Source organism: Mesobacillus maritimus (assembly GCF_044803185.1).
Lineage (GTDB): Bacteria > Bacillota > Bacilli > Bacillales > Cytobacillaceae > Mesobacillus_B > Mesobacillus_B maritimus_B.
Map to the genome: position 1 here is coordinate 4,526,165 of NZ_CP085225.1, position 24,716 is coordinate 4,550,880.

General features: G+C 40.2%; 24 protein-coding genes and 1 other annotated feature. Of the genes, 6 read left to right on the plus strand and 18 right to left on the minus strand.

Annotated features, from left to right (window positions below; genetic code table 11):
• Window positions 1–86 precede the first annotated feature (86 nt).
• Window positions 87–1,712, minus strand: a complete 1,626-nt coding sequence (locus LG336_RS21925) for an oligosaccharide flippase family protein (RefSeq protein WP_404329589.1) — start codon at window positions 1,710–1,712, stop codon at window positions 87–89.
• Window positions 1,713–1,962: 250 nt separating this feature from the next.
• Between LG336_RS21925 and LG336_RS21930 the strand changes: the two genes are divergently transcribed.
• Window positions 1,963–3,243 carry an NAD(P)/FAD-dependent oxidoreductase gene (locus LG336_RS21930; RefSeq protein WP_404329590.1) on the plus strand — a complete coding sequence of 427 codons (1,281 nt, stop codon included), beginning with the start codon at window positions 1,963–1,965 and terminating at the stop codon, window positions 3,241–3,243.
• 116 nt (window positions 3,244–3,359) lie between these two features.
• On the opposite strand, the gene LG336_RS21935 is transcribed toward LG336_RS21930, so the two are convergent.
• A complete protein-coding gene (locus LG336_RS21935) occupies window positions 3,360–3,548 on the minus strand; it encodes a sporulation protein Cse60 (protein WP_404329591.1) in 189 nt (62 codons plus the stop codon).
• Between the two features lie 124 nt (window positions 3,549–3,672).
• On the opposite strand from LG336_RS21935, the gene LG336_RS21940 reads away from it, so the two are divergent.
• On the plus strand, window positions 3,673–4,581 hold the full coding sequence (locus LG336_RS21940) for a nuclease-related domain-containing protein (RefSeq protein ID WP_404329592.1): 909 nt from the start codon (window positions 3,673–3,675) through the stop codon (window positions 4,579–4,581).
• Between the two features lie 586 nt (window positions 4,582–5,167).
• Here LG336_RS21940 and LG336_RS21945 read toward each other — a convergent pair.
• Both LG336_RS21945 and LG336_RS21950 read right to left on the minus strand, forming a co-directional pair.
• Window positions 5,168–5,860, minus strand: a complete 693-nt coding sequence (locus tag LG336_RS21945; RefSeq protein WP_404329593.1) for a 3-oxoacid CoA-transferase subunit B — start codon at window positions 5,858–5,860, stop codon at window positions 5,168–5,170.
• Entirely contained in the window at window positions 5,860–6,549 is a 690-nt protein-coding gene (locus LG336_RS21950) for a CoA transferase subunit A (RefSeq protein ID WP_404329594.1), read from the minus strand. The genes LG336_RS21945 and LG336_RS21950 overlap by 1 nt, the downstream gene beginning before the upstream one ends.
• Before the next feature lie 462 nt (window positions 6,550–7,011).
• Between LG336_RS21950 and LG336_RS21955 the strand changes: the two genes are divergently transcribed.
• Window positions 7,012–7,788 carry an acetoacetate decarboxylase gene (locus LG336_RS21955; RefSeq protein ID WP_404329595.1) on the plus strand — a complete coding sequence of 259 codons (777 nt, stop codon included), beginning with the start codon at window positions 7,012–7,014 and terminating at the stop codon, window positions 7,786–7,788.
• Window positions 7,789–8,085: 297 nt separating this feature from the next.
• Here the strand turns inward: LG336_RS21955 and LG336_RS21960 are convergent, their stop codons facing one another.
• Window positions 8,086–8,424 carry a rhodanese-like domain-containing protein gene (locus LG336_RS21960; RefSeq protein ID WP_404329596.1) on the minus strand — a complete coding sequence of 113 codons (339 nt, stop codon included), beginning with the start codon at window positions 8,422–8,424 and terminating at the stop codon, window positions 8,086–8,088.
• 131 nt (window positions 8,425–8,555) lie between these two features.
• Window positions 8,556–10,973 (minus strand): leucine--tRNA ligase, encoded by a 2,418-nt coding sequence (gene leuS, locus LG336_RS21965; protein WP_404329597.1) that lies wholly within the window; start codon window positions 10,971–10,973, stop codon window positions 8,556–8,558.
• A gap of 143 nt (window positions 10,974–11,116) precedes the next feature.
• Window positions 11,117–11,341: a binding site (T-box leader), on the minus strand.
• A gap of 359 nt (window positions 11,342–11,700) precedes the next feature.
• Here leuS and LG336_RS21970 point away from each other — a divergent pair.
• From LG336_RS21970 to LG336_RS21980, 3 genes are read left to right on the plus strand one after another with little or no spacing between them, the layout of a single operon-like run.
• A complete protein-coding gene (locus LG336_RS21970) occupies window positions 11,701–12,417 on the plus strand; it encodes a (Fe-S)-binding protein (RefSeq protein WP_404329598.1) in 717 nt (238 codons plus the stop codon).
• Between the two features lie 57 nt (window positions 12,418–12,474).
• Window positions 12,475–13,905 carry a LutB/LldF family L-lactate oxidation iron-sulfur protein gene (locus LG336_RS21975; RefSeq protein WP_404329599.1) on the plus strand — a complete coding sequence of 477 codons (1,431 nt, stop codon included), beginning with the start codon at window positions 12,475–12,477 and terminating at the stop codon, window positions 13,903–13,905.
• Window positions 13,899–14,621 carry a lactate utilization protein C gene (locus LG336_RS21980; RefSeq protein WP_404333256.1) on the plus strand — a complete coding sequence of 241 codons (723 nt, stop codon included), beginning with the start codon at window positions 13,899–13,901 and terminating at the stop codon, window positions 14,619–14,621. The genes LG336_RS21975 and LG336_RS21980 overlap by 7 nt, the downstream gene beginning before the upstream one ends.
• Before the next feature lie 318 nt (window positions 14,622–14,939).
• Here the strand turns inward: LG336_RS21980 and LG336_RS21985 are convergent, their stop codons facing one another.
• The 12 genes from LG336_RS21985 to LG336_RS22040 all read right to left on the minus strand — a co-directional run bounded on the left by LG336_RS21985 (window position 14,940) and on the right by LG336_RS22040 (window position 24,714).
• Window positions 14,940–16,139, minus strand: a complete 1,200-nt coding sequence (locus LG336_RS21985; RefSeq protein ID WP_404329600.1) for an MDR family MFS transporter — start codon at window positions 16,137–16,139, stop codon at window positions 14,940–14,942.
• 278 nt (window positions 16,140–16,417) lie between these two features.
• On the minus strand, window positions 16,418–17,839 hold the full coding sequence (locus LG336_RS21990) for an ammonia-forming cytochrome c nitrite reductase subunit c552 (RefSeq protein ID WP_404329601.1): 1,422 nt from the start codon (window positions 17,837–17,839) through the stop codon (window positions 16,418–16,420).
• Window positions 17,832–18,368 (minus strand): cytochrome c3 family protein, encoded by a 537-nt coding sequence (locus LG336_RS21995; protein WP_404329602.1) that lies wholly within the window; start codon window positions 18,366–18,368, stop codon window positions 17,832–17,834. Before LG336_RS21995 ends, LG336_RS21990 begins: the two co-directional genes overlap by 8 nt.
• Before the next feature lie 63 nt (window positions 18,369–18,431).
• Window positions 18,432–18,938 (minus strand): TlpA family protein disulfide reductase, encoded by a 507-nt coding sequence (locus LG336_RS22000; protein WP_404329603.1) that lies wholly within the window; start codon window positions 18,936–18,938, stop codon window positions 18,432–18,434.
• Between the two features lie 16 nt (window positions 18,939–18,954).
• Window positions 18,955–19,086, minus strand: coding sequence for a CcmD family protein (locus tag LG336_RS22005; protein WP_404329604.1), 132 nt, complete (start codon window positions 19,084–19,086; stop codon window positions 18,955–18,957).
• A gap of 295 nt (window positions 19,087–19,381) precedes the next feature.
• Entirely contained in the window at window positions 19,382–20,098 is a 717-nt protein-coding gene (locus tag LG336_RS22010; protein WP_404329605.1) for a cytochrome c biogenesis protein, read from the minus strand.
• Window positions 20,098–20,781 (minus strand): heme exporter protein CcmB, encoded by a 684-nt coding sequence (locus LG336_RS22015; RefSeq protein ID WP_404329606.1) that lies wholly within the window; start codon window positions 20,779–20,781, stop codon window positions 20,098–20,100. The genes LG336_RS22010 and LG336_RS22015 overlap by 1 nt, the downstream gene beginning before the upstream one ends.
• On the minus strand, window positions 20,778–21,482 hold the full coding sequence (gene ccmA / locus LG336_RS22020; protein ID WP_404329607.1) for a heme ABC exporter ATP-binding protein CcmA: 705 nt from the start codon (window positions 21,480–21,482) through the stop codon (window positions 20,778–20,780). Before ccmA ends, LG336_RS22015 begins: the two co-directional genes overlap by 4 nt.
• A gap of 14 nt (window positions 21,483–21,496) precedes the next feature.
• Window positions 21,497–21,844 carry a hypothetical protein gene (locus LG336_RS22025; protein ID WP_404329608.1) on the minus strand — a complete coding sequence of 116 codons (348 nt, stop codon included), beginning with the start codon at window positions 21,842–21,844 and terminating at the stop codon, window positions 21,497–21,499.
• Window positions 21,844–22,209, minus strand: coding sequence for a hypothetical protein (locus LG336_RS22030; protein ID WP_404329609.1), 366 nt, complete (start codon window positions 22,207–22,209; stop codon window positions 21,844–21,846). The genes LG336_RS22025 and LG336_RS22030 overlap by 1 nt, the downstream gene beginning before the upstream one ends.
• Before the next feature lie 51 nt (window positions 22,210–22,260).
• Window positions 22,261–22,734, minus strand: coding sequence for a cytochrome c-type biogenesis protein CcmH (locus tag LG336_RS22035; protein WP_404329610.1), 474 nt, complete (start codon window positions 22,732–22,734; stop codon window positions 22,261–22,263).
• Window positions 22,735–22,737: 3 nt separating this feature from the next.
• The gene (locus LG336_RS22040; RefSeq protein WP_404329611.1) at window positions 22,738–24,714 is read right to left on the minus strand and encodes a heme lyase CcmF/NrfE family subunit; all 1,977 of its coding nucleotides are present in this window, start codon (window positions 24,712–24,714) and stop codon (window positions 22,738–22,740) included.
• Window positions 24,715–24,716 lie beyond the last annotated feature (2 nt).

The window sequence follows — 24,716 nt, forward strand, 5'->3', positions numbered from 1 at the left end:
CCGTTAAAAAACGAGCGGAAATCGACTGCCAAGTAACAAAGCAAAATTAAAGAAAATGGTCCCTACCTTGCGCAGGGACCATTTTTTTAAATCGGCAATCGCAGCTTCTTCTTCAACCGATCAACCTTATCACCAAACAAATAGTAAATCAGCTTCGTTCTAAAGCCAAGGTAGAAGTAAATTCCTGCCCCTACGAACGCACAGAGAACCACGATGATGATTGAATTGAATTTCGACATTGGAGACAGCCATAGCGTAATGCCTTGATAAACAGCGAAGGTAGCAACACCCATCACCCCAGAAAAAATAAAAATCAATAATAGTCTTCTTCCCACAAATTTAAAAGAATATCCTGCAAAAGTCTTAATGACAAACAAATTAATTAGGATCGCAGCTAAATACCCAAGTGCGGTAGCTAAAACGGCTCCATTCGTTTCGTATAACTTGATAAGTGGAATATTCAAGCTTAGTTTTACAAGGAGTCCTGTTAACAAGCTTAAAACCGTAAACCGCTGTTCATTAATGCCCTGCATGATTGCTGCAGTGACAGAAAACAACGCAAATAAAATAGCAACCGGCGCATATAGCCTTAATACCTCTGTTCCTAACTCTTTATTTTCATAAAAAATCGTAAAAGCAGGCTCTGCCAATAAAGATAGCCCTATCGTAGCTGGAACAGTTAAGTACAACAACACTTGAAAAGTCTGGTCGAGTTGTTGTCTTAAACTGTCACGGTTATTTTCAACAAACGCTTTTGTGATGCTTGGGACAAGCGTTAGGGAAAAGGCTGTGGCTAAAGAAACAGGGATAATGACCAATTTATGAGTTTGGAAGTTCAATATCGAAAAAGCGGACGTCGCTATTGTTCCACCTTGACCGATGGAGTCCATCGCTCTTGAAAAGGTAATCTGGTCAATAAATTGGAATAATGGATTCGCAATCCCCACGAAAACAAACGGAGCAGCATATACAAGGATTTCTTTGTAAATTTCTTTTAAAGAAATGTCCACTGTTCCTTTATCCTGTTTAAGCATTTCATCAAGATGTGGTTTTCGTTTAAACCAATACCATGCTAAAATCACTAAACTACCGATTGCCCCGATAAACGCTGCAAAGGTGGCAACACTTACGGCTGATACTATACTACCATCCATTACATTTAAAACAATAAAGGCACCCGCAATGACAAATACAATGCGAACAATTTGTTCAACAACTTGTGAAACAGCTGAAGGCCCCATCGATTGATGGCCTTGGAAAAAGCCTCTTATCAGGCTCATAAACGGAACAACAATTAAAGCAAAGGACACCGCTCGAATAACGGTTGTCACATCTTCCGGCTTTATATCCTCAGGATTTTTACTAGAACTCAAGGTCATTTCAGCCAAGCTTGGCGCAGTAAAGTACATAATCAGAAAGCTCACAAAACCTGTCGAAAGCATCACAACGATTCCAGATTTAAAGAGTTTCCTTCCTACCGCATATTCTTCGAGTGTATTATATTTTGAGATAAATTTCGAGACAGCTAGCGGAACACCTGCAGTCGCCACACTTATAAAGATCGTATATGGAACATAAGAAAAGGAATAGAGCGCTGTTCCTTCATCCCCAACAATGGCATAAAACGGGATGACATAAAATAAACCGAGAACCTTCGAGATGATGGTTCCGAGTGTTAGAATAAAAGTACCTCTTAACAACGTAGACGACATATAATCCCTTCCTACTTTAAAAAGCGTAACTCTGTTTTACGCCTTCTTAAATAAAAAAACTAGTTAAAGACCTCAATTTTTTATTTTATCATACTCACTCTAAATAACTACGACATTTATCATTCAGGATTGCATTTATTTAGTTTACCTTTCTTTTTCCTTGCCTGCCACTTTAACTTCTGGTTTGTTTCCCTTAATCTTGGAAATGTTTTATAATGAGAGAATCTTTTTTAGATAGGATGAAAAATGAATGAAACGAACTAAGTATGATTGTGTAGTCATTGGCGGGGGACCATCTGGCTTGATGGCAGCCATTGCCGCCGGTGAAAAAGGGGCCCGAGTTTTACTAGTGGACAAAGGGGATAAACTCGGACGAAAGCTCGCAATTTCAGGTGGCGGTCGCTGCAACGTGACGAACAGACTCCCTGTTGAAGAGATCATTAAACACATCCCTGGCAATGGCCGTTTTTTATATAGTGCCTTTTCTATTTTTAATAATGAAGATATTATCTCGTTTTTTGAGAAATTGGGGATCGAGCTGAAGGAAGAAGACCATGGCCGAATGTTCCCTACCAGTAATAAAGCTCAATCTGTTGTCGATGCCTTGTTAACGAAATTAAGTGAACTTGATGTGGAGATCAAAGTCAATTCTCCTGTGCGTGATGTTTATTATGAAGATGGTCGGGTTGTTTCTCTCAAACTTGTTAGTGGCGAAACCGTTTCGGCAGGTAGTATCGTCATCGCTGTCGGCGGAAAATCTGTCCCTCATACAGGGTCAACTGGTGACGGATATGCGTGGGCTAAAAAAGCAGGTCATACCATAACTGAATTATTTCCAACGGAAGTTCCACTCCTTTCCAACGAGCCGTTTATTAAAGAAAAAGTGTTGCAAGGATTATCACTACGCGGGGTTGATTTGAGTGTACTTAATCCTAAGGGGAAGCCTTTGGTTACTCATAAAATGGATATGATTTTTACCCATTTTGGTGTTAGTGGACCGGCTGTGCTGCGCTGCAGTCAGTTTGTCGTGAAGGCCATGAAAAAATGGAAGCTAGAGAAGGTAACCATGAATCTTGATGCCTGTCCAGATGTAAAACAAGAACAGCTTTTCCAAGACATAAATGGTCAATTAAAGGCTGAACCGAAGAAAGCCGTCAAAAATGTGCTAAAAGGATTTTTACCAGAAAGGTATCTCTTATTTTTATTAGAAAGAAGTGAGATTGACCCATCTTCCCAATGCGGTCAGCTTTCACAAGAGAAAATCCGAAGCTTCGTGAATAGCTGCAAAAACTTCCAGTTTACGGTAAACGGTACGCAACCACTCGAAAAGGCTTTTGTTACTGGTGGAGGTGTGTCAGTTAAAGAGATTGAACCACAAACCATGGCCTCCAGGCTAATGGCTGGACTGTTTTTCTGTGGGGAAATCCTCGATATCCATGGGTACACCGGTGGATACAACATCACTTCGGCTCTAGTGACCGGGCGACTTGCTGGTGGGAATGCTGCGGAGTATGTGTTGGGTGGGCGTTGAGTTGAGTTGAGTTTGATGAGAGCCTGGACAGAAATGAAAAACCGGGCGAACAATTGGACATGAACTACGTCGAGTGATTAATGTGCCCTTACATGTAGAAAGGCCTGACATTTTAGTCAGGCCTTATAAATTACCATTGCACTAAAACAATAAATTTGTTCTTCATCATCTTCCTCTTCAGCCATAGCTGCGACGTTGTATTTAATATCAACCAATTGGTCATCGTCGATTTGCTTAAGGAACCGATTCATGTCTTTTTCTAGATCCTTTTCATGCTCATGGTCAAAAACCTTTACTTGAATCATATTCTCCTCTCTCCTTTGCCTTTTTTAGCAGTATCGCCATTTATCTGAATCTTCAATCATTCGTAATTATGTTGTTAGGTAGATTTATTTTACTTAAAATAGGAATCAGAAAGGATGTGGAAATTTGATAGTAAAGCCGCGGACAAAATCACGTATATTGGCAATTTTAGAGATTCTTAATTCTCGAATGGAACTAGGCGAAGATGTAAAACAGCATTATCTAACACTGGAAAAAGGTTATCGGGGTGAACTGCTCAACGATCTTTGGGTAGAAAAATTACAGGAGGAAGTATTGGTTTTACACGACTTACTTTTTGAAATTAAAAATTCTCAGTTTCAAATAGATACATTAATTATTGCTCAAGACAGAATATATCTGCTTGATGTTAAATATCACGAAGGAGATTACATATATAAAAACGATGGATTCTATACTCTTGCAGGTAAAGAAACAAAAAATCACTTACACCAATTAAAAAGATGCGAAAACTTGCTCCGTCAATTGATTCAAACTCTTGGTTTTAATTTCCCTATTGAAAGCTACCTCATTTTTAACAATCCTGAATTCTACTTATACAATGCCCCACCGGAACTACCAATCGTTTTTCCAACACAACTAAAACGCTTTTATCAGAATCTAAATAAAAGACCATCAAAATTGAGTGAAAAACATAAAATATTAGCGAATAAACTATTAGATGAGGTTAAAGGTGAGTCTTGTTATGCGAAGCTACCAGTCTATAAGTATGAGCAACTACAGAAAGGATGTACCTGTGGAGGTTGTCGGTCATTATTAACGGTTGTTGAGAAAAGAAAAGTCGTTTGTAAAGAATGTGGACGTGTAGAAAGTTTCGAAACCGCAGTGTTGCGGAACGTTGAAGAATACAGGCTACTTTTTCCTGACAGGAAGATTACGACAATCGGGGTTTATGAGTGGTTTGGTGGGGTTGGGTCGTTGAAGGTGATTAGACAAGTCTTAATGAGTAACTATAAATCCCAAGGTCATGGAAAGTACACATTTTATGTTAGATGATATTGTTTGTACTCTATACTTCTCTAAAATGGGCATGGTGCCCGTTTCTTGCTTCTACTCATACTTTTGGGCTCCATAAACCCTTCATGGTGCCCGTTTCTTGCTTCTACTCTTCTTTTTGGACTTCATGAACTCTTCATGGTGCCCGTTTTTTTCTTATACTTATACTTTTGGGCACCATGAACTATTCATGGTGCCCGTTTCTTGCTTCTACTCTTCTTTTTGGGCTTCACGAACCCTTCATGGTGCCCGTTTTTTACTTCTACTCTTCTTTTTGGGCTTCATGAACCCTTCATGGTGCCCGTTTTTTACTTCTACTCTTCTTTTTGGGCTTCATGAACTCTCCATGGTGCCCGTTTCTTGCTTCTACTCTTCTTTTTGGGCTTCATGAACCCTTCATGGTGCCCGTTTTTTACTTCTACTCTTCTTTTTGGGCTTCATGAACCCTTCATGGTGCCCGTTTCTTGCTTCTACTCTTCTTTTTGGGCTTCATGAACCCTTCATGGTGCCCGTTGATTCTTTCTACTTATCATTTATGGCTTCATTAACCTTTTAAGGGGTACCAGCCATCCTCAACATCCAAAAATTAAACCAATACCGTTTCTTCCTCACGTTTCACAACTTTAAAGTCCTCAGCTACTTCATAATGTGCTGGTGTCATTTCTTTTAGCTGTTCTAAGGTTAACTCGTCGACCAGTTCCACTAAGTACATACGGCCCTCACGGAATTTGAAAACAGCATATTCGGTTACAATCGTATCCACTCTGTTTTTAGCAGTTAAAGGATAGTTACATTCTGGCAAAATCTTTGGTTCCCCTTTTGGAGATAAGTGGGACATCGCGGCTATGACTCTTTTTGCTCCGATTACGAGATCCATTGCGCCACCGACTCCAAGGACGGCTTTTCCTGGAACTGCCCAGCTTGCCAGATCACCAGTTTCAGATACTTGTAATGCCCCAATCACTGTTGCATCAAGATGACCGCCACGCATAATTGTAAAAGATAGTGAACTATCAAAATACGAAGCATGTGGGAGTGCGGTGATTGCTTGTACACCAGAAGCGTTAACTAAATCAATGGTTTCAGGGTCTACAACAAACTCATTTGGGTCGGGCTCTGGTCCAACACCTAGTATCCCATTTTCAGAATGAAGCGTCACCGCACCTTTCGGTAAGTAATCAGCTACTAATGTTGGAATCCCAATTCCTAGGTTTACTACCCCTGAAGTTAATTCCTGCGCACAGCGTTTCGCAATATATTGTTTAATATCTACGCCCATTATACTTCCTCCCTTTTTACAACAATGTCAACAAAGATAAATGGTGTTACGATTGAATCCGGGTCAAGTTCGCCAATTTCCACGATTTCATCCACTTCTACAATAGTCAACTTAGCTGCTGTGGCCATAGCTGGATTAAAGTTTTGAGCAGTTTTTTTATAAACAAGATTTCCTGCTTTATCAGCCTTGTGCGCTCGAATAATTGCGACATCAGCGCTCAATGACTGCTCTAGTACATGCTCGCGACCATTAATCATTCTAGTTTCTTTGCCTTCAGCCAAAACGGTGCCTGCTGCTGTCGGTGTAAAAAATGCTGGGATACCAGCTCCGCCTAGACGAATCGCCTCTGTAAACGTACCTTGTGGCAATAACTCAATTTCTACTTTGCCTTCTTGATAGGCTACCACTAACTCCTTATTTGTTGAAAAGAAACTACCAATTACTTTTTTTATACGATTTTGCTCAAAAAGGTCATTAAGAGTTGATACACTCCCAAGGCTATTCATAATCAAAGTGAGTTGGTCAAGTTCCGTTCTTCTCACTAACGCCTTAGACAAGTGCCGCGGCATACCTGGGAAGCCGAACCCCCCCACCATGATAGATGCTCCTTCAGGTATTCTTTGTATCGCCTCGTCAGCATTTAGGAATTCTACCCCTGTTTGGATCTGGTCAATCGTGCCATTCATCATCCATTCCCCCTGAGAATAATTATCTTTATACTAACTGGTTGGTATGTAGTTGCATAATAAAATAATATACCCACGGATAATTTTCTGTCAATTTAAATTTCCAGTTTTTTTCTCCATATTTTTCGCCTTAAATTCCCTAGCAGAATGATTAATAGAGTAATTTTAGGTATAAAGACTTGAATTTCAAGGATAAAGCAGAAGTTTCCCTAGACGTAACCGCTCCCTAAAAGCCTTTATTTTATAGTGTTTCTTGGCGTTTTATAAAAATTAAATTCCAGTGAAAGAGTTAATTTTCAGCAGATGAATAATCTCGAAATAGTCTGAAGATTTGGTTGACAAAATGTTCCATACATGTAGAATTAAGACTGTGAACACGATTATCAGACATCTTTTGTAATACATAAATTGTTATTCAAGAATAATTTTTACTCTATTTGAAACAAAAGAAAGGATGAAATACCGATGAAATTAGAAGATGTATCCAAACAAATGTCAACTCCACTAGATGCACCTGCTTTTCCAAAAGGACCGTACAGATTCAATAATCGAGAGTTTTTAAATATCTATTACCGCACTGATATTGAAGCGCTAAGGAAAATTGTTCCTGAACCATTAGAAGTTGATGACTCGATTGTGAAATTTGAGGTCATCAATATGCCAGACGTAAGCGGGCTTGGTTCTTATGTAGAAGTTGGGCAAGTAATTCCTGTGACCTACAATGGGGAAAAAGGGGACTATATTCACTGTATGTACCTCGACAACTTCGGGGCCATTGCTTCAGGACGTGAAATTGGCGCCTATCCTAAAAAGTTTGGTAAAGGAAATTTATTCATAGATTCCGACACACTTGTAGGAACACTAGACTATGGCTCCCTACGAGTGGCTACCGCAACGATGGGATATAAGCATGCTCCACTAGATGCTGAGGAGGCTCGTGAGGAAATTTGCAAGCCATATTTTATGCTTAAGCATCTTCGTGGTCAAAATGGGCAAGCGCGTATCTGTGAGCTTGTCCGTGGGGAAATCAAGGACGTAACCATAAAAGGGTCATGGAAGTCACCAGCACGTTTACAATTATTTGCACACGTACTTGCACCATTAGCAGATTTACCTGTACATGAGGTCGTGTATGCGTCTCATATCCTAACCGATTTGACCCTTCCGCGCACAGAAATCGTTTACGATTATCTTGCAACTGAACAACCTGTCAAAGAGAAGGAATTAGTTAGTCAAAAATAACCATAAAACTAAACTAACATACGAAGTCGCCTAAGGACTTCGTATGTTAGTTTTTAAAAAAGGCTGTTTTCGTAAAGATTGTTGTTAAAATCCTAAATCCGATTTTAACGCAAGATAAGCTATTTCGTACGTTATAGGAAGTTTGCACGCTCTTTTCTCATAAATAAAAGGCTACTTTGTAGTGAAAAAAAAGCTTAATCCAACCTATTTTGTATCCAAGAGCAACAAAGTTTGAGAAAAGAGCCTTAAAAAAAGCCAATATCAAAGATAAACTTGATATCAGCCATGGTATCTTTCTTATTCTGTTTCGCCTTGCCATTCCATCATTCCGCCAACCATATTCCGTACTTTGTAGCCTTGCTCGTGGAGGTACTGACAAACATGGCCGCTACGATTACCTGAGCGGCATATAAAAATATATTCTTTGTCCTTATTGAAGTAATCTAGATTATCTGGAATTGTGCCCATCCGGATATGTTTGGCTCCAGGAATCATCCCTGCTGCTACCTCTTCATCTTCGCGCACATCGATTAGCTCTAGTTTTTCTCCTGCCTCAAGCTTTGCTTGAAGTTCATCTGTTGTAATCTTTTCAATATGATCCAACTTACTTACCCCCTTATACTGATTAGTCACCATATAAAATAATACAGAAGCTAAAGGGTATCCGAAAGTTTGATGCCCATTTAGTTCTTAAACGTAAAACTCTCCCAATAATGCCCCTGACGATTATGTATAGATAGATGGAGCAGATTCTGCTCCACCTGTCTTTAGTTTGCTACGATATTAACAAGTTTTCCAGGAACGGCGATGACTTTTCTGATGGTTTTTCCGTCAATTTGTTCTTTTACAGAGTCGTCACCCATGGCAATTTGTTCAAGGGTTTCTCTGTTTGCATCTGCAGGAACCTTTAATTTCGCCTTAATTTTCCCGTTAATCTGAATGACGATTTCAATTTCATCGTCAACTAATTTTGCTTCGTCATATGCTGGCCACGCTTCATAACTAATAGTTTCTTGATGGCCAAGTTTCGCCCAAAGCTCTTCCGCAATATGTGGGCAAATCGGCGCTAAGATCTTCACAAAGCCTTCCACATAACTCTTCGGAATTACAGTTGCTTTATAGGCTTCATTAATAAACACCATTAATTGTGAAATGGCCGTATTAAAGCGAAGACCTTCAAAATCCTCTGTTACTTTTTTAACCGTCTGATGGTAAACCTTCTCTAAGTCACCTGTTTCAGCAACATCTTGAATCTTTTCGCTTAAGCTTCCATTTTCCTCTACAAATAATCGCCAGATTCGATCAAGGAAGCGGCGAGACCCGTCAAGGCCATTAGTTGACCAGGCAATGCTTGCATCCAATGGTCCCATGAACATTTCATATAATCTTAAAGTGTCGGCACCATGGCTCTCAACAACGGAATCAGGATTCACTACATTTCCTTTTGATTTGCTCATTTTTTCATTGTTCTCACCAAGAATCATTCCTTGGTTAAATAGTTTCTGGAACGGTTCTTTTGTTGGAACAACGCCAATATCATAAAGGAATTTATGCCAGAAACGTGCATACAGCAAGTGCAATACCGCGTGTTCTGCTCCACCAATATAAATATCAACCGGAAGCCATTCTTTTAGCTTTTCTGCATCCGCCAATGCTTCTTCATTCTTAGGGTCGATATAGCGCAAGAAATACCAGCAACTTCCCGCCCATTGCGGCATTGTATTGGTTTCGCGGCGGCCTTTTTTACCGGTTTCGGAATCCACGACATTCACCCAGTCAGCGATATTGGCAAGTGGAGACTCGCCTGTTCCTGATGGCTTAATTTCCGTTGTTTTTGGCAAAACAAGTGGAAGCTGATTGTCTGGAACAGCTGACATTGTTCCATCTTCCCAGTGAATTATCGGAATTGGCTCACCCCAGTAACGCTGGCGGCTAAACAACCAATCACGTAGACGGTAGGTTACCTTCTTGGTGCCAATCTCTTTTTCTTCGAGCCAAGCAATCATTTTACTAATGGCTTCTTCTTTATTAAGACCATTTAAAAATTCAGAGTTCACGTGTTCCCCATCGCCAGTATAAGCCTCTTCTGAAACATTCCCACCAGCGACTACTTCCTTAATCTCAAGACCGAACTTTTGAGCAAATTCATAGTCACGCTCATCATGGGCTGGAACCGCCATAATCGCACCTGTTCCATAGGTCATCAACACATAATCGGCAATCCAGATTGGCATCTTTTCACCGTTAACAGGGTTGATTGCATAAGCCCCCGTAAACACACCTGTTTTATCTTTGGCAAGATCGGTCCGTTCCAAATCACTCTTACTCTTCACTTGGTTCAGGTAAGTATCTACATCTGAACGTTGATCCTCAGATGTTATTTCTGCAACCAGTGGATGTTCAGGAGCTAATACGGCGTATGTCGCACCAAATAAGGTATCAGGACGCGTTGTAAATACCGTAAATATTCCGCTATGTCCTTCAATGTCAAAAGTTACTTCCGCACCTTCAGAACGTCCAATCCAGTGGCGCTGCATATCCTTAATACTTTCAGGCCAATCAAGCTCTTCAAGGTCATCAAGCAAGCGATCTGCATAGGCAGTAATTCTCAACATCCACTGTCTCATCGGACGACGTTCAACTGGATGACCGCCACGTTCACTTTTACCATCAATAACTTCTTCGTTTGCTAACACTGTACCAAGAGCTGGACACCAGTTAACGGCCACTTCATCAATATAGGCTAGGCCTTTTTCATATAATTTCAAAAAGATCCATTGAGTCCATTTATAATAGGAAGGATCTGTCGTATTGACTTCGCGGTCCCAATCGTAAGAGAAACCAAGAGCCTTAATTTGACGACGGAAATTATCAATATTGTGTTTTGTGAACTCTGCTGGATCGTTTCCTGTGTCAAGTGCATACTGCTCAGCAGGAAGTCCAAAAGCATCCCAGCCCATTGGGTGGAGAACATTATAGCCTTGCATTCTTTTCATTCTTGAAAGAATATCTGTTGCGGTATATCCTTCAGGGTGCCCAACATGTAACCCTGCACCAGATGGATAAGGGAACATATCAAGCGCATAAAACTTTCTTTTCCCTTCATCTTCAGTTGTTTTGAATGATTTATTTTCTTCCCAGTATTTCTGCCACTTCTTTTCAATTTCTTGATGACTAAAGCTCATTTTAACTTACCTCCTGATTCACTAACCTAAAATATACTACTATACTTTGATTAAACGTAGCTGCTGATTTCCGCTCCAATCAACGGCATGTAAAAAAAGTATTCTTTAAAACAGCTAAAAAAACAAAAAACTCCCGTCCCTATAAAAGGGACGAGAGGATATGTATGTTCTCCCGCGGTACCACCCACATTAGTGACAGAGTCACTCGCTTCATTCATCCTTAACGCGGAAAACGGCTGGCATTACTGTTAGTTCATGTCAGCGACTAAAAGGCGAGTTCATGATGGGCCAGACTGACTTGCACCTACCGTCAGCTCTCTTTTGTATCAGGCTTTACATCATTACTACTCCTTCATAAACGTCTATCAGTATGAAAATGAAAGTATATTTATTGTAAACAATTTGCGCTTTGGATGCAAGAGCTGCATTCGCTAGCTACTTGTACTTTTGAGCGCCTTATCCTTCGTACATTTTCTGGTATTCTATGCATCAAAATAGGATGGGTGATGCCTTATTCTTACTATTATAACCAATATAATGAAAAATAAAAATATGATTGAAGGATAGGGAGACATTTTTATCCTTTTTATGAAGCATTTAAGAAATTTACATGAAATCCCCTTCTTTGTTTCCTTATTTTATAGTAGTATTACTTTAAATATTCTGAAATATAACAATCACGAGTACAATGGTTTATATCCTTTTAGATATAGGGAGAGGTTGAGCGATGAAAGTTACCCTTTTTGCGACTTGTTTAGTGGACATGTTTCAAAGTGACGTCGGCAAAGCGACCGTCGAGGTCTTAGAGCGCTTGGGATGTGAAATTGATTTTCCAGATTCACAGGTATGCTGTGGACAACCTGCATATAACAGTGGCTATGTAAAAGATTCTAAAGAAGCCATGAAAAAAATGATTCAAACGTTTGAGAATGCAGAATATATTGTTTGTCCATCTGGTTCATGCGCTTTTATGTTTCATGAGTACCAGCACGTTTTTAAAGGCGACTCAGTTTGGGAGCCAAAGGCAAAAAAACTCGCAAATAAAACCTATGAATTATCTCAATTTATTGTAGATGTTTTAAAGGTAGAAGATGTTGGTGCACGTCTCGAAGGAAAAGCAACCTACCATACTTCTTGCCATATGACCAGATTGCTAGGTGTTAAAAAAGCACCTATGACTCTATTAAGCAATGTAAAAGGGTTAGAGTTTACCGAATTACCAGGAAAAGAACAATGCTGTGGATTTGGAGGTACATTCTCTGTCAAAATGTCTCAGATCTCTGAACAGATGGTCGATGAGAAAGTGCAACATGTTGAAGAAACACATGCAGAGTATTTAATTGGAGCCGATGCCGGCTGTTTAATGAATATTGGCGGTCGAATCAATCGTCAAGGAAAACCTATTAAGGTCATGCATATTGCTGAAGTTTTAAATTGCCAGTAATGGATCATTCCTTTAAACCTAGCTAGTTACCTAATATTAGATTGGAGGGGACTTTCGATGCCAATGAAAATTGGAAATGAAAATTTCAGTGAACGTGTAGGAAAAGGCATTAATAATTCCTTCATGCGCGGTGCAGTTGCTGGTGCTCAGGACAGTATCGGGGCAAGGCGATTGCTTGCGGTAGAGGAACTAGGGAATTGGGAAGAATGGCGTTCTCATGGAGAAGAAATTCGTCAGCATGTTCTTGAAAACCTAGATTACTATTTAGAGCAAGTAAGTGATAATATCGCAAAACGTGGCGGTAATGTTTATTTCGCGGCTACTCCAGAGGAAGCGAATGAGTATATTCGTGGAGTTATAAAGAAGAAGAATGCTAAAAAAGTGGTAAAGTCGAAATCCATGGTCACGGAAGAAATTAACTTAAACTCAAGTCTCGAAGAAATTGGCTGCGAAGTAATTGAAACGGACCTTGGTGAATACATCCTTCAAGTCGATGATCATGATCCTCCCTCCCATATCGTTGCCCCTGCTTTACATAAAAACAAAGAACAAGTTCGAGATGTTTTTACTGAAAAGCTCGGATATAAGAAGTCATCTGATCCAACAGAGCTTGCTTGGCATGCACGAGAAATGCTTCGCCAAGATTATTTAACAGCTGATGTTGGCATAACTGGTTGTAACTTTGCGGTAGCTGAAACAGGCTCCTTTGCGTTAGTTACAAACGAAGGGAATGCAGACCTTGTAACATCCTTACCGAAAACGCAAATTACCGTAATGGGCATGGAGCGGATTGTTCCAACCTTTGACGAGCTGGAAGTTCTCGTCAGCATGCTTACGAGGAGTGCCGTCGGCCAAAAATTACCGAGTTATGTCACCGTGCTAACTGGACCGAGAGAAGCACAGGATGTAGATGGACCGGAAGAATTCCACCTCGTTATTGTCGATAATGGCCGTTCGAAGATACTTGGAACTGAATTCCAATCAGTGCTCCAATGTATTCGTTGTGCCGCTTGTGTGAATGCTTGTCCTGTTTACCGTCATGTTGGTGGACATTCCTACGGTTCGATTTATTCTGGTCCAATTGGTGCTGTTCTGTCGCCACTTCTTGGTGGCTATGATGATTATAAAGAGCTTCCGTATGCCTCAACCCTATGTGGTGCATGTACTGAGGTTTGTCCGGTGAAAATTCCACTTCATGAATTATTGCATAAGCATCGCCAAGTCATCGTGGAAAAGGAAGGCAGAGCTCCTGTATCTGAAAAACTACTAATGAAGGCATTTGGACTAGGAGCAGCCTCGCCTACTCTCTATAAATGGGGTTCAAAACTAGCCCCTTCTGCCATGAATCCATTTACAAGCGACGATAAAATCTCTAAAGGTCCGGGACCACTAAAAGCATGGACAGATGTTCGTGATTTCCCTGCACCTAATAAAGAAAGATTCAGAGATTGGTATAAAAACCGGGAAAAAGGGGAGAGCAAATCATGACAGGAACCATCCAAAACCGGGAATCCTTTTTAAACAATATTGCAGGACAGCTTGGACGAGAGCGGCTTAAGGCCCCTCTTAAGAAACCTGAGTGGAAGTATAACCCACAAGACAAGGTACTCACTGATGCAACAGCGGATGAACTCGTTGAAGTTCTTAAAACTCATTGCGAAAAAATCAACACAACTGTTGTTACCACAACGCAAGCAGGTCTTACTGTCGCCCTGAATGAAGCCGTTAAGAATTATGGTGGCGGACCAGTCGTATCTTGGAAAGATGAGCGTTTCACGCAATGGGGACTAAAAGATCTTTTTGCCAATGAATGGCCTAATCAAGGATTGGAGTATCATGAGTGGGATTATAATGCTGGGGATGAAAATATCAAACTAGCAGAACAAGCTAATGTTGGGATAACAATCAGTGAAGTAACCTTAGCAGAATCTGCAACGGTTGTCTTATTCAGCAGTAAAGACAGAGGGAGAACAGTTAGCTTTCTTCCTAAAACCTACATCGCTTTAGTACCTAAAAGTAGCATCGTTCCACGAATGACCCAGGCTGCCAGAAAAATGCGAGAAATGCATAAGGATGGACAAACGGTACCCGCTTGTGTGAATTTCATCTCTGGACCAAGTAACTCAGCCGATATTGAATTGCAGCTAGTTGTAGGAGTCCATGGACCTTTTAAAGCAACTTATATCCTAATCGATGACCTTTAAGAGGACTGCCCTAATAGTACTAAAGCGCCTGGAGCGGAAATCAACAGCCTCCGTTAACTGGTCAAGATAAAAAAAGAGCTGATTCTTGACCCATTATATATGGTCTTGAACCAGCTCTTTTTATTTATTGGCTGTTTTCGTAAGGATTGTTGTTAAAATCCTAAAGCCGATTTTAACGCAAGATAAGCGATTTTGTACGTTATAGTAAGTTTGCAAGCTCTTTTCCCATGGTTAAAAAGCTATTTGCAGCGAACAAAGCTTAATCGATTCTATTTTGTATCCAAAAAGCAACAAAGTTTGAGAAAAGAGCCTATTTATTTAATTTGCAATATCTGTTGCTAGATCCTGTAATCCTGTTTGTTTTTTTAAAATCCGATCATAAACTGCTGTTGTCAAGAGTGCAACTACAAATAACACCATTAAGACCATAAACAAGACAGGCATCCCATGAGTATCAACTAGAAATCCACCAAGAATTGGACCAATCATTCTCCCGCCGGTTGCCGTGCTGTTAACAATTCCCTGATAAAAACCTTCCCTACCTTTAGGGGCTAGAGAGTCTGCAATTGTTGGAACCGCTGGCCATATCAGCATCTCGCCAATTGTCAGAATGATCATAGCTGTTAAGAAGCCTGAAAATTGCTGAGCTCCTGTTAATACAATAAAGGAACCAATAAAAATAACCATTCCAATTTGAATTTGAAGCTTTAGGTTTTTTTCAAACACTTTTACGATTCGATTCATGATTGGTTGCCCTAAAACAATTAGCGCACCATTTACCGTCCATAAAAGACTATACTGGCTAAGTGGAATTCCCAGTTGAACTGTATAGGCAGAGATTGTCGCTGCCCATTGCGAGTATCCGACCCAGCAAAGAAGGTAACCGAAACAAAGAATAAGCAAGGCATTTAACTTTGTACGATTACGAACAGGTCCACTTTCTTGTAGAACCGTTGAATGTGAACGAGATACATAGTTTATTCCACGGTAGCCGAAAAAGGCTATTAGAAGAAATACGGTATACAGTAGTGCATTCGCTAAGAAAATGTGTAAAAAAGAATATGAAGCCACGATGCCACCTAAAGCGGAACCAATCGCCACCCCTACATTCTGAGCAACATAAATCGCGTTGAAGGCTTTCCTGCCTCCTTCTTTCCATACAGACCCTGTCATCGCAAAGATAGAAGGAAACACAATCCCTGAGCCGAAGCCTACAATAACTAATAAAATGATATAATGTGGCCAACCATTCCAAATCGTTAGGCCAAATAATGCTATAATGGTAATCCCAATCCCAAGAATAATAGATTTATAGCCACCTATTTTATCAAATAAATATCCTCCGATTAAATTCCCTACAACTGTTGCTGCAGAATTAAGCATGAGGACGAATCCCGCAACCGTCAAAGATTTCCCGAGGTGTTCATGGATGTATATTGTATTTAAAGGCCATAAAAAGGAAGAGCCTGTCGCATTCACCGCCATCCCAATTACTAGTAGCCATAAGGCTCTAGGCATAACCATTCTCCTATCTATATTAATTTCAATAACTAAGTAATTTTAGGTGTTTTAATGGGAACTTGCAATAGGAAAGGTCACTATCAAAATAGTGAAATTTCTTCCTAATAACTCCTACAACTAGTGAGTGATTAGGAAGAATTTGAATGCACTTCTAACAGAGCGGCTACCTTGACTTGACACTAATGTACTCCTGTTTTAAACTAAAGAAAACACTGCACAAATTACTATTTGCACAGTGTTTTCCTTCTTAACTATTAGTATAGTATTTTTGTTTTTTACTTTGGCTGTTGTGCAGGGAAATAGTCGTTGATCGCCAAATCCTTCTTTTTGAAGTTGTCTGTTTCCTCGTAGACAGCCTTTTTCACTTTTTCTATTTCTTCGTCTAACTCTTCAATACTTACACCTTTTTTCACTAGCTCTTCAGTGGCAATTTTAATGGCTGCAAATGATTCCTCTGATGAAACCTTCAAAGCATCCATTGCACCTTGTGGATTGTGGAAACCTGCTGCACTTTCAGCGGCAACAATATCCCAGAACCATTGCCCTTTACGAACATGTTCCTGTGCTTCTTTAATTTTTGCTTCGCTAACACCTGATGTAATCATCTTATTGATGTAATAATGAGAAGTAATGGATACATCTTCCGCTTTGTGTAGTGCTTCCATATGAGTATCCTGAATCTTAATAACTCGCTCTTCTAGGTCTTCCACATCTCTGTTACTATGGCATGTCATACAAGACTCTTCCATTGTTTTAAGTGGTGATGTCCATTGGTGAGAACTGATTTTCTTCTTACCATCTGCACGCTCATAAGGCATATGACAATCAGAGCATGTAACGCCTGCTTCGCCATGTGGTCCCTCTATATGAGTTTCAAAGTCTGGGTGCTGAGCTTTTAAAATCGGTGTTCCCGATACATTGTGAATCCAGTCCTGGTTGAATCCTTCTTCTTTAGCTGTTGTTTCATAGTATTCGTACATATCTTCAGGCTTAAAACCGTTATCCCAAGGATAGGTTACTTCACCATTGCTTGCATCAAAGTAATACTCTACGTGACACTGTCCGCAAACGTAGTTTCGCATATCGTTTTTTGTTGGGTTAGACATATCAATTCCTTGAGCTTCCATTCCCTTAATGAAGCTTGGACGTGTTACGCGTAAGTCCATTGTTTCTGGGTCATGACAGTCAGAGCAACCGATTGGGGAATGGCCCATTGATTCCGCTTTTGGCCAAATGTCTTCATTGAAATTACCGCCCCAGTAATCGTCACCCATTTCCTCAATCATGTGGGGAACAGCTGTAGATTTACAAGTCAAGCAAGATCCAATTGACTTATCAGTAATACGAGCAATGTCTCGAACATCCTCGTTTGCATAAATATGACCACGGTCCTCATTATACTCAGTCGCAAATCCGTATCCATTAAAGAGGATTGGTAAATATGGTTCTTTATCATGATCGTATTTACTTCGTTTTACTGAACCACTGTATTTCGTATCTTCCATCTCTGCGTTTTTCTGGTAGCTGTCATATTGAAGCGGGAATAAGTCCTTAAACGCTTCATTGCTTATTTCATCTGCACTTAGTCCGGTTTTCGCTTCGGTTGCTGCTGTATCTTTCTCGCTTGAACCGCAACCCGAAAGGACTAGCATGACAGCGACTAGGAGCAAAGCTGCCCATTTAAAATTCCTAGCCATTATTCATTGTACCTCCCTTATTTTCTAAAAGCTCGCCTGGTTTTGCTGGTTTAAAGTAATCCTCAGTTTTAAAGTCACCACCGTGTGGTACCGACTGGTGGCAGCTTGAACAACTGTCTTTTGCATCATGTGCTATATTGTCCAGTGTACTTTGGTGGCAATCGATACAGTTTTGATTAACGATTTCCTGAGAATTCTCTGTTGCATGTAAGACTTGTGGGATTTTAGCCTCGCCAAGTGTATTATAGTATACATGCCCTACACCAGCTTTAGCTTTGTTCACATATTTATTTACCAATGTATCATGTGGTAAATGACAGTCACTGCAAGCTAATTCAGCATGTGTAGAACTAGCAAATGAGTCATGGACGTTGTTCATGATATGACAACTACCGCAGAACTCTGGTGAATCTGTGTAAGCAAGCCCTTTGACAGTAACCACCGACAAGATAATTCCTGTAAAAACTCCAATGAATAGAAGCATCCTTTTATCTAGCGCTAAAAACCTTTTGATTGATCTTTTAAACATCCCTTTCACCTCCCCTGGTTAAATATAAATCTATTTAAAACACTAAAGGTGTTTTAACCATGGTTAAGATGAGGCTTTTTCCTCAATTAATTCAATTAGACGGTCTTTAGTAGTTGGTCCTGTAAACCTCTCGACAACAATCCCATCCTTATTGATGATAATAGTGTCAGGCTGACCAACTACGCTATACTCATTCGATGTTTCTTCTTTTGTATCTAAAAGATAGAGAAGTTTAGAGTTGCTTTCATCAATGTATTTCTCCATTCTTTTCTTCGATTCACCTTTGGCAATGATGATTAATTTTGCATCTTCATACTCTTTTCCAAAAGCTTCAAGTTCGGGAGCTTCATCGATACATGGTTGGCACCATGTGGCGAAAAAGTTCAATACAACTGTCTGACCTTTAAAATCTGACAATTTAAATGTTTCGCCGTGGATATCCTTTAGTTCAAAATCAATTGCCTCGTCCCCGGGGTTAGCGGAAACTTTCTCACTAAGGCCATTCATGAGAAAGCCGATAACCCCGATAGCAGCAATAATGACGAAAATCGGTACAAGCTTCTTGCCCATCCTCTTCACCTGCTTTTTATAATTCTGATTTCCATTCCTCTAATTGCTGAATCTCTTTTTCAATTTGCTTTTGACGTTTTCCAAGAATTACTGTATATCCTGCAATTAAAGTAAAAATAACTGAATAGCCCATTAATAAATATGTCATGATAAGTTCCTCCTTATATTTAACTAGCATGTAGTTGTCTAGCTTAGTAGTGTCCAGCTCCGCCTCCTATCTCCTCGGGTCATAAGCCACTCCCAGGATGAAGGCAAAGTACGCCTTCTTCCTGGGCGCGTCTTATGCCTGTCGGAGATGAACAGTCGGCTCCGCTTTTCTTTGTCCAGCTCCGCCTCCTATCTCCTCGGGTCATAAGCCACTCCCAGGATGAAGGCAAAGTACGCCTTCTTCCTGGGCGCGTCTTATGCCTGTCGGAGATGAACAGTCGGCTCCGCTTTTCTTATTAGCTAGCAATCCTATTGATTACATTGCTTTTCGCTTTTTTGATGACTTCGCGCATTTTTTCAATTTGTGATCCTTTGCGTAACAAGAATACATAAAGGATGGTAATCGTGAAGATACTGAACAACATCGTAATGAGCATTTCTGGTTCCATTCCACCGCCTGATTGGTCCTTTCCTTCACCAAAGACAACTGGATGTAGCTTTGTATTCCACCAGCGAGTAGCCATGAAAACAATTGGTACATTGATAACCCCGATGATTCCAAAGACAGAGGATAGTTTTGCAATTTTTTCCCATGAGCCATCCATTTTACGAACAAACAGATAGGCAACATAGATGAACCAAAGAATTAAAGTGGTGATCAATCTAGGTTCCCATGTCCACCATGTATTCCAACTTGCTCTTCCCCAGACCATTCCCGTTAAGAGCGCAAGGGTTGTAAAGAGAACCCCAATCTCAGCTGAAATCCCAGCATAGATAAAGCGTTCCATTTTGGGTTTGATTAAGGTCAAAACACTGTAAAAACCTACGATAAAAAAGGCTAAGAATGCAACCCATGCTGTTCCTACATGGAAATAAAAGATTTTTTGGACATCGCCCATTACTCTCTCGACAGGTGACCAAACAAAAATAAGATAAAGGTTAATGAACATTGCTGGTACAAGGATATAAAACAGTATCCGGTCTATCGGACCAGAATTTTTAATTTTCAGCATCAGGATCCCTCCATAATAAATTCAAATAACAAGAGACAAGCGGCAAAGAATATTAAATCATAAGCTGACATTAACTGAAGCCAAGCAACAGCATTTTCAACCTTTTCGTTTTCAAGAGCAACTCTTGTAGCCTGAACAGCTGCAATCATTAACGGACTTAACAACGGCAGCAGGAGGACCGGGAGAAGCATTTCACTATTTTTTGCATTAGCAGACAAAGCGGATAAAAAGGTTCCAACAATGATGAATCCAAGCGTTCCTGCAAGAATAATGAGAATAAACCATAGAAAGGACCCAGTGAACCGGTAGTTGAACAAGATAAATAGTACAGGAATACTAATGGCTTGCACGATTGTCACAATCGTAAAGTTTGCTATTACTTTTCCGAGATAAATACTCGCAGCATCTATAGGTCCTGATCGCAAGCCTGTTAAACAATCATTCTCTAATTCTGAGGTGAATGAGCGGTTTAAGCCTAGGATTCCTGCGAAAATCGTGATTACCCATACTAGCCCTGGGATAACCGCTTTTACGGCATTATTCGTTGGATCGAACGCAAAGCTGAAGACAAGAATCACAAGTGCTGCAAAAATTGCCATCATGCTTATGGTTTGCTTCGTCTTGAACTCACTTCGTAAATCTTTGCCGGCAATGGTAAGGGCATCCGATAAAACCGTCATCATGCTCCCATCACCACCTTCTCATACCAGTTCTTCATCTCAGCAAGCCCCATATCCCCGTTAAGTTGAATTGTATCGACAATTATTCCTTTTTTTAGAATTGCCACTCGGTCCGCTAGGGTATGAACCTGTTCAAAATCATGAGAGATAATGAGAATGGAAGTTCCCGCCTGCTGCTTTTCTTTTATAATTCTGTTTAAAAGTGCCACAGCTTCTTGGTCAAGACCTGTATGAGGTTCATCTAGCATTAGAATTTTAGGTTCGGCCAAGAGCACTCTAGCAATCGCAAGTCTCTGCATCATCCCTCTAGAAAAAGATCGAATTGGAACATCTCGAAACAGATATAAACCTACTTCTTTTAAGAGCTCTGTTGACTTGCGGTCAATATCCCTTACTTTGTAAAGCTTCCCATAAAACTTTAAGTTTTCCAGTGGAGTCAGATTGTTGTAAAGAAAAGATTCATGTCCGAGAAAACCTATTTTTTGTTTGATGGCTGCTGACTTTTTATTAATGACCTCACCATCAAGAATGATTTCTCCACCACTTGGCTGAAGTAATCCCACAGTACATTTGAAAAATGTACTTTTCCCTGCGCCATTAGGACCAACAACGGCAAGGGTTTCGCCTTCGTTTAACGATAAGCTGATATTCCTGAGAATTAATTTGTCCCCTATCATCTTGTTTATTTTTTTAAGTTCGAGCATGGTCTCCAACTCTTTCATAAGGTAAATTGGTGTAACTCTTGCTTTGTTTGTTCGAGATGCTTTTGAAATTCTTTTAACTTCTCTTTGTATTGCTCCTCAGGGATGTTATTCTGCTCTCGACGTAGTTCCAGTTCAGCCATTTGTTTTTCAATGACATTCTTTTTCGTCAACAAATGCTTAAAACGATTTTCCTCTACATCTGGCTGCGGTACGACAACAAGTTTTCTTTTAAAATAGATGACGACTAAGAGAATGATAGCTAGGAAAAATAGGGTATAATGCGGATTTAGTTCCCGCAATCCTGGTGTTCCGAACCAGAAGCGGATAACCCATTCTGGATGATACGTGGGAAGGCCCCCCATTATATTCTTCCTTTCTGCTTTCTCAGCTTTTGAAGTTCCCGAAGCAGCTCGAGCTCGGCTTCCTCTGAGTGTGAAGCAGCATTTTCTTTGCCTTTTGGCTTGCTCTCATGCTTCATTAATTCGGCTGCAAGCAATTGATACTGTTCTTTTAATTGAAGAAAGTCTTTTTCTTTTATCTTTTTCATTAAATAATCCATTTCAAGTTCATTAACAGCCCCGTATACCGAATCAAGGGTAAGGGTTCCGTCCCATTGTTCAAATCCGGAAGCTGTTTCCCTATTTGTTGAAAAGAAAGGGGAAACTATGAAATAGAAACATGTGAGAATAATCGCAGAACCTGCTAGTAAATAAACAATTTCCATCATCCCAACAACTCCTTTTAACCTTCATGCTTGAAGGAGATCTTAAGCTTTTCCTTAAAAATGCTTCCTTCGCTCTTCCTCAAACATCTGCTCCGCAATCTCTTTTTCAGCTTCCGATTCCCATGTGACTTGAGGAGAAATTTCATCCTTTATTCCCTTGCCTTTTACTTTTTTCAGCCAAGCGGCAACAATCGCAATTCCACCGGCTAAACCAGCAAACGGCATTCCCCAAGCAACCCAACCACTCTTATCGGTAGCTGGAGTTCTTAACGCAGCCTGTCCGTATTCATCAACATACGACTGAAGTATTTCCTGTTCTGACATGCCACTGTTAAGCATTTCTACTACTTCTTCATAATAAATTTGTTTCACTTTACAACTCGACAATTCATCCTCAGCATGTCCCTGCATATCTAGCTGTTTGATGACATTTTGAAATTCCTTGGAGTTCTCTGTGAATGCAGCCGACGATGCATTCGGAAGTACGAATATGAGGATTAGGGCTCCCAGTAATATCTTTTTACCCATTTTTTATCGCCTTCCTTGTCTTAAAGCATCGGTCACACGAGAAGATGTTGGTTTACCGCCAATAAGTGCAAAAGCAGTTCCGATTACCATAATGATTCCACCAATCCATATCCAGGTGACAAATGGATTAACCTTTACTTGCAGAGTCACTTTGTCCCTGTTTTCCCATGAGCTAAGAACAACATAAAGGTCCTCTGTAAAGTTGGTTTTTATCGCCACTTCTGTTGAAGGTTCTGGCCATGTTTCATAAAATACCTTTTCTGGATGAATCGACCCAACATTTTTCCCTTTATAAACCGTTTCGAGATCTGCGGATACAATTCCATTTCCGTTCTTCGTTACTTCACTTAACCCTTTAAAGGTAAGTTCATAGTTTCCTATTGTGATGCTTTCACCAGTTTCTACTGTTTTTAATACTTCTTCAGAATAGGCATGGGAAGCAATTACTCCAATTGCAATGATGGCAATCCCGATATGGACAATGTATCCCCCATATCTTCTTTGATTTTTTCTAGTTAACTTATAAACTGCCTTTAGTACATTTTCCTTCGTAGCTTTCATCCGAGCACGAGTACCTTGGACAAATTCCTGAACATGGGTAGCAAACATGAAAACAGTGGATGCTAAACCAATGATGGCAAAGGTTCCTTTTACTCCTATTAGGATTAGAATAATCGCTGAGACAATCCCTGCTGCTAAAGGCCATATCGCATTTTTCATAAATCTATCTACGGTTGCTTTTTGCCAAGCAATTAATGGACAAACAGCCATTAACAGGATCAATAACAGTAAGATTGGCGCCATAACGGAATTAAAATAGGGTGGTCCAACATTGATTTTCGTACCTGTTACAGCTTCGGAAATGAGTGGGTACATCGATCCCCAAAAAACAGCAAATGCTCCAGTAACAAGGATCAGGTTATTTAATAAGAAAGAGCTTTCTTTTGAAAAATAGGTTTCAATTGGAATGCTGTCTTTTTTTATTAACTGATATCTAGTCGTTACAATATAAATGGACAACAGCATCATGAAAGCCATGAAAATTAGGAAGTACGTACCTAATGGACCACTTCCAAATGCGTGTACGCTTGTTAAAACTCCGCTTCGGACAAGGAAAGTCCCAAATAGCGTTAGGATATAAGAAAGGATGATCAAACTAATGTTCCAGGTTTTCAGCATTCCTTTTCGTTCCTGAATCATAACAGAATGGAGGAAGGCTGAAGCAGTCAACCATGGGAGGAAACTTGCGTTTTCAACAGGATCCCATGCCCAGTAACCTCCCCATCCAAGTTCAAGGTACGCCCACCAACCGCCAATGATATTGCCCAGAGTTAAGAATAACCAAGCTGTTATCGTCCAACGTCTTGTCAGCTTTATCCATTCGGCATCCACTCTTTTTAAAATTAAAGCTCCGATTGCAAAGGCAAATGGAATAGCCAACCCTACATAACCTAGATATAAGGTAATTGGATGAAGTACCATCCCAGGATGCTGCAACATCGGATTTAAGCCTTTACCATCTGCGGGGATTACTTCCGTCATTGCAAAGGGGTTACCTCCCAGAACCATAACTACGAAAAAGAATAAAATATTGAGCAGGAGAATAATTGATACATAGGGCATCAGTGGGTTTCTTTTTTCTTTTGAATACACTAGGATTCCGGCATAGATACAAAGTAATACAGTCCACAACAATAAGGAGCCAGCATTTCCAGCCCAGAATGCTGTAAGCTTGTACACCATTGGGAGATTCAGACTAGTGTAGGCTGCCACATATTCAAACTGAAATTGACTTGTTCCTAGAAGGTATAGAAGTAAGAAGGAAGCAAGTAACGAGACGAAGACAAGTGATAACACTCCACCTCTGGCACTTTCAATCCATTTATTGTCTTGTTTTTTTATTCCGATTATATTTGCGACAATGGCGTAAGCAGCAATCGCAATTCCTAAATAAAGTGTTATATTCCCAATCAAATACATTC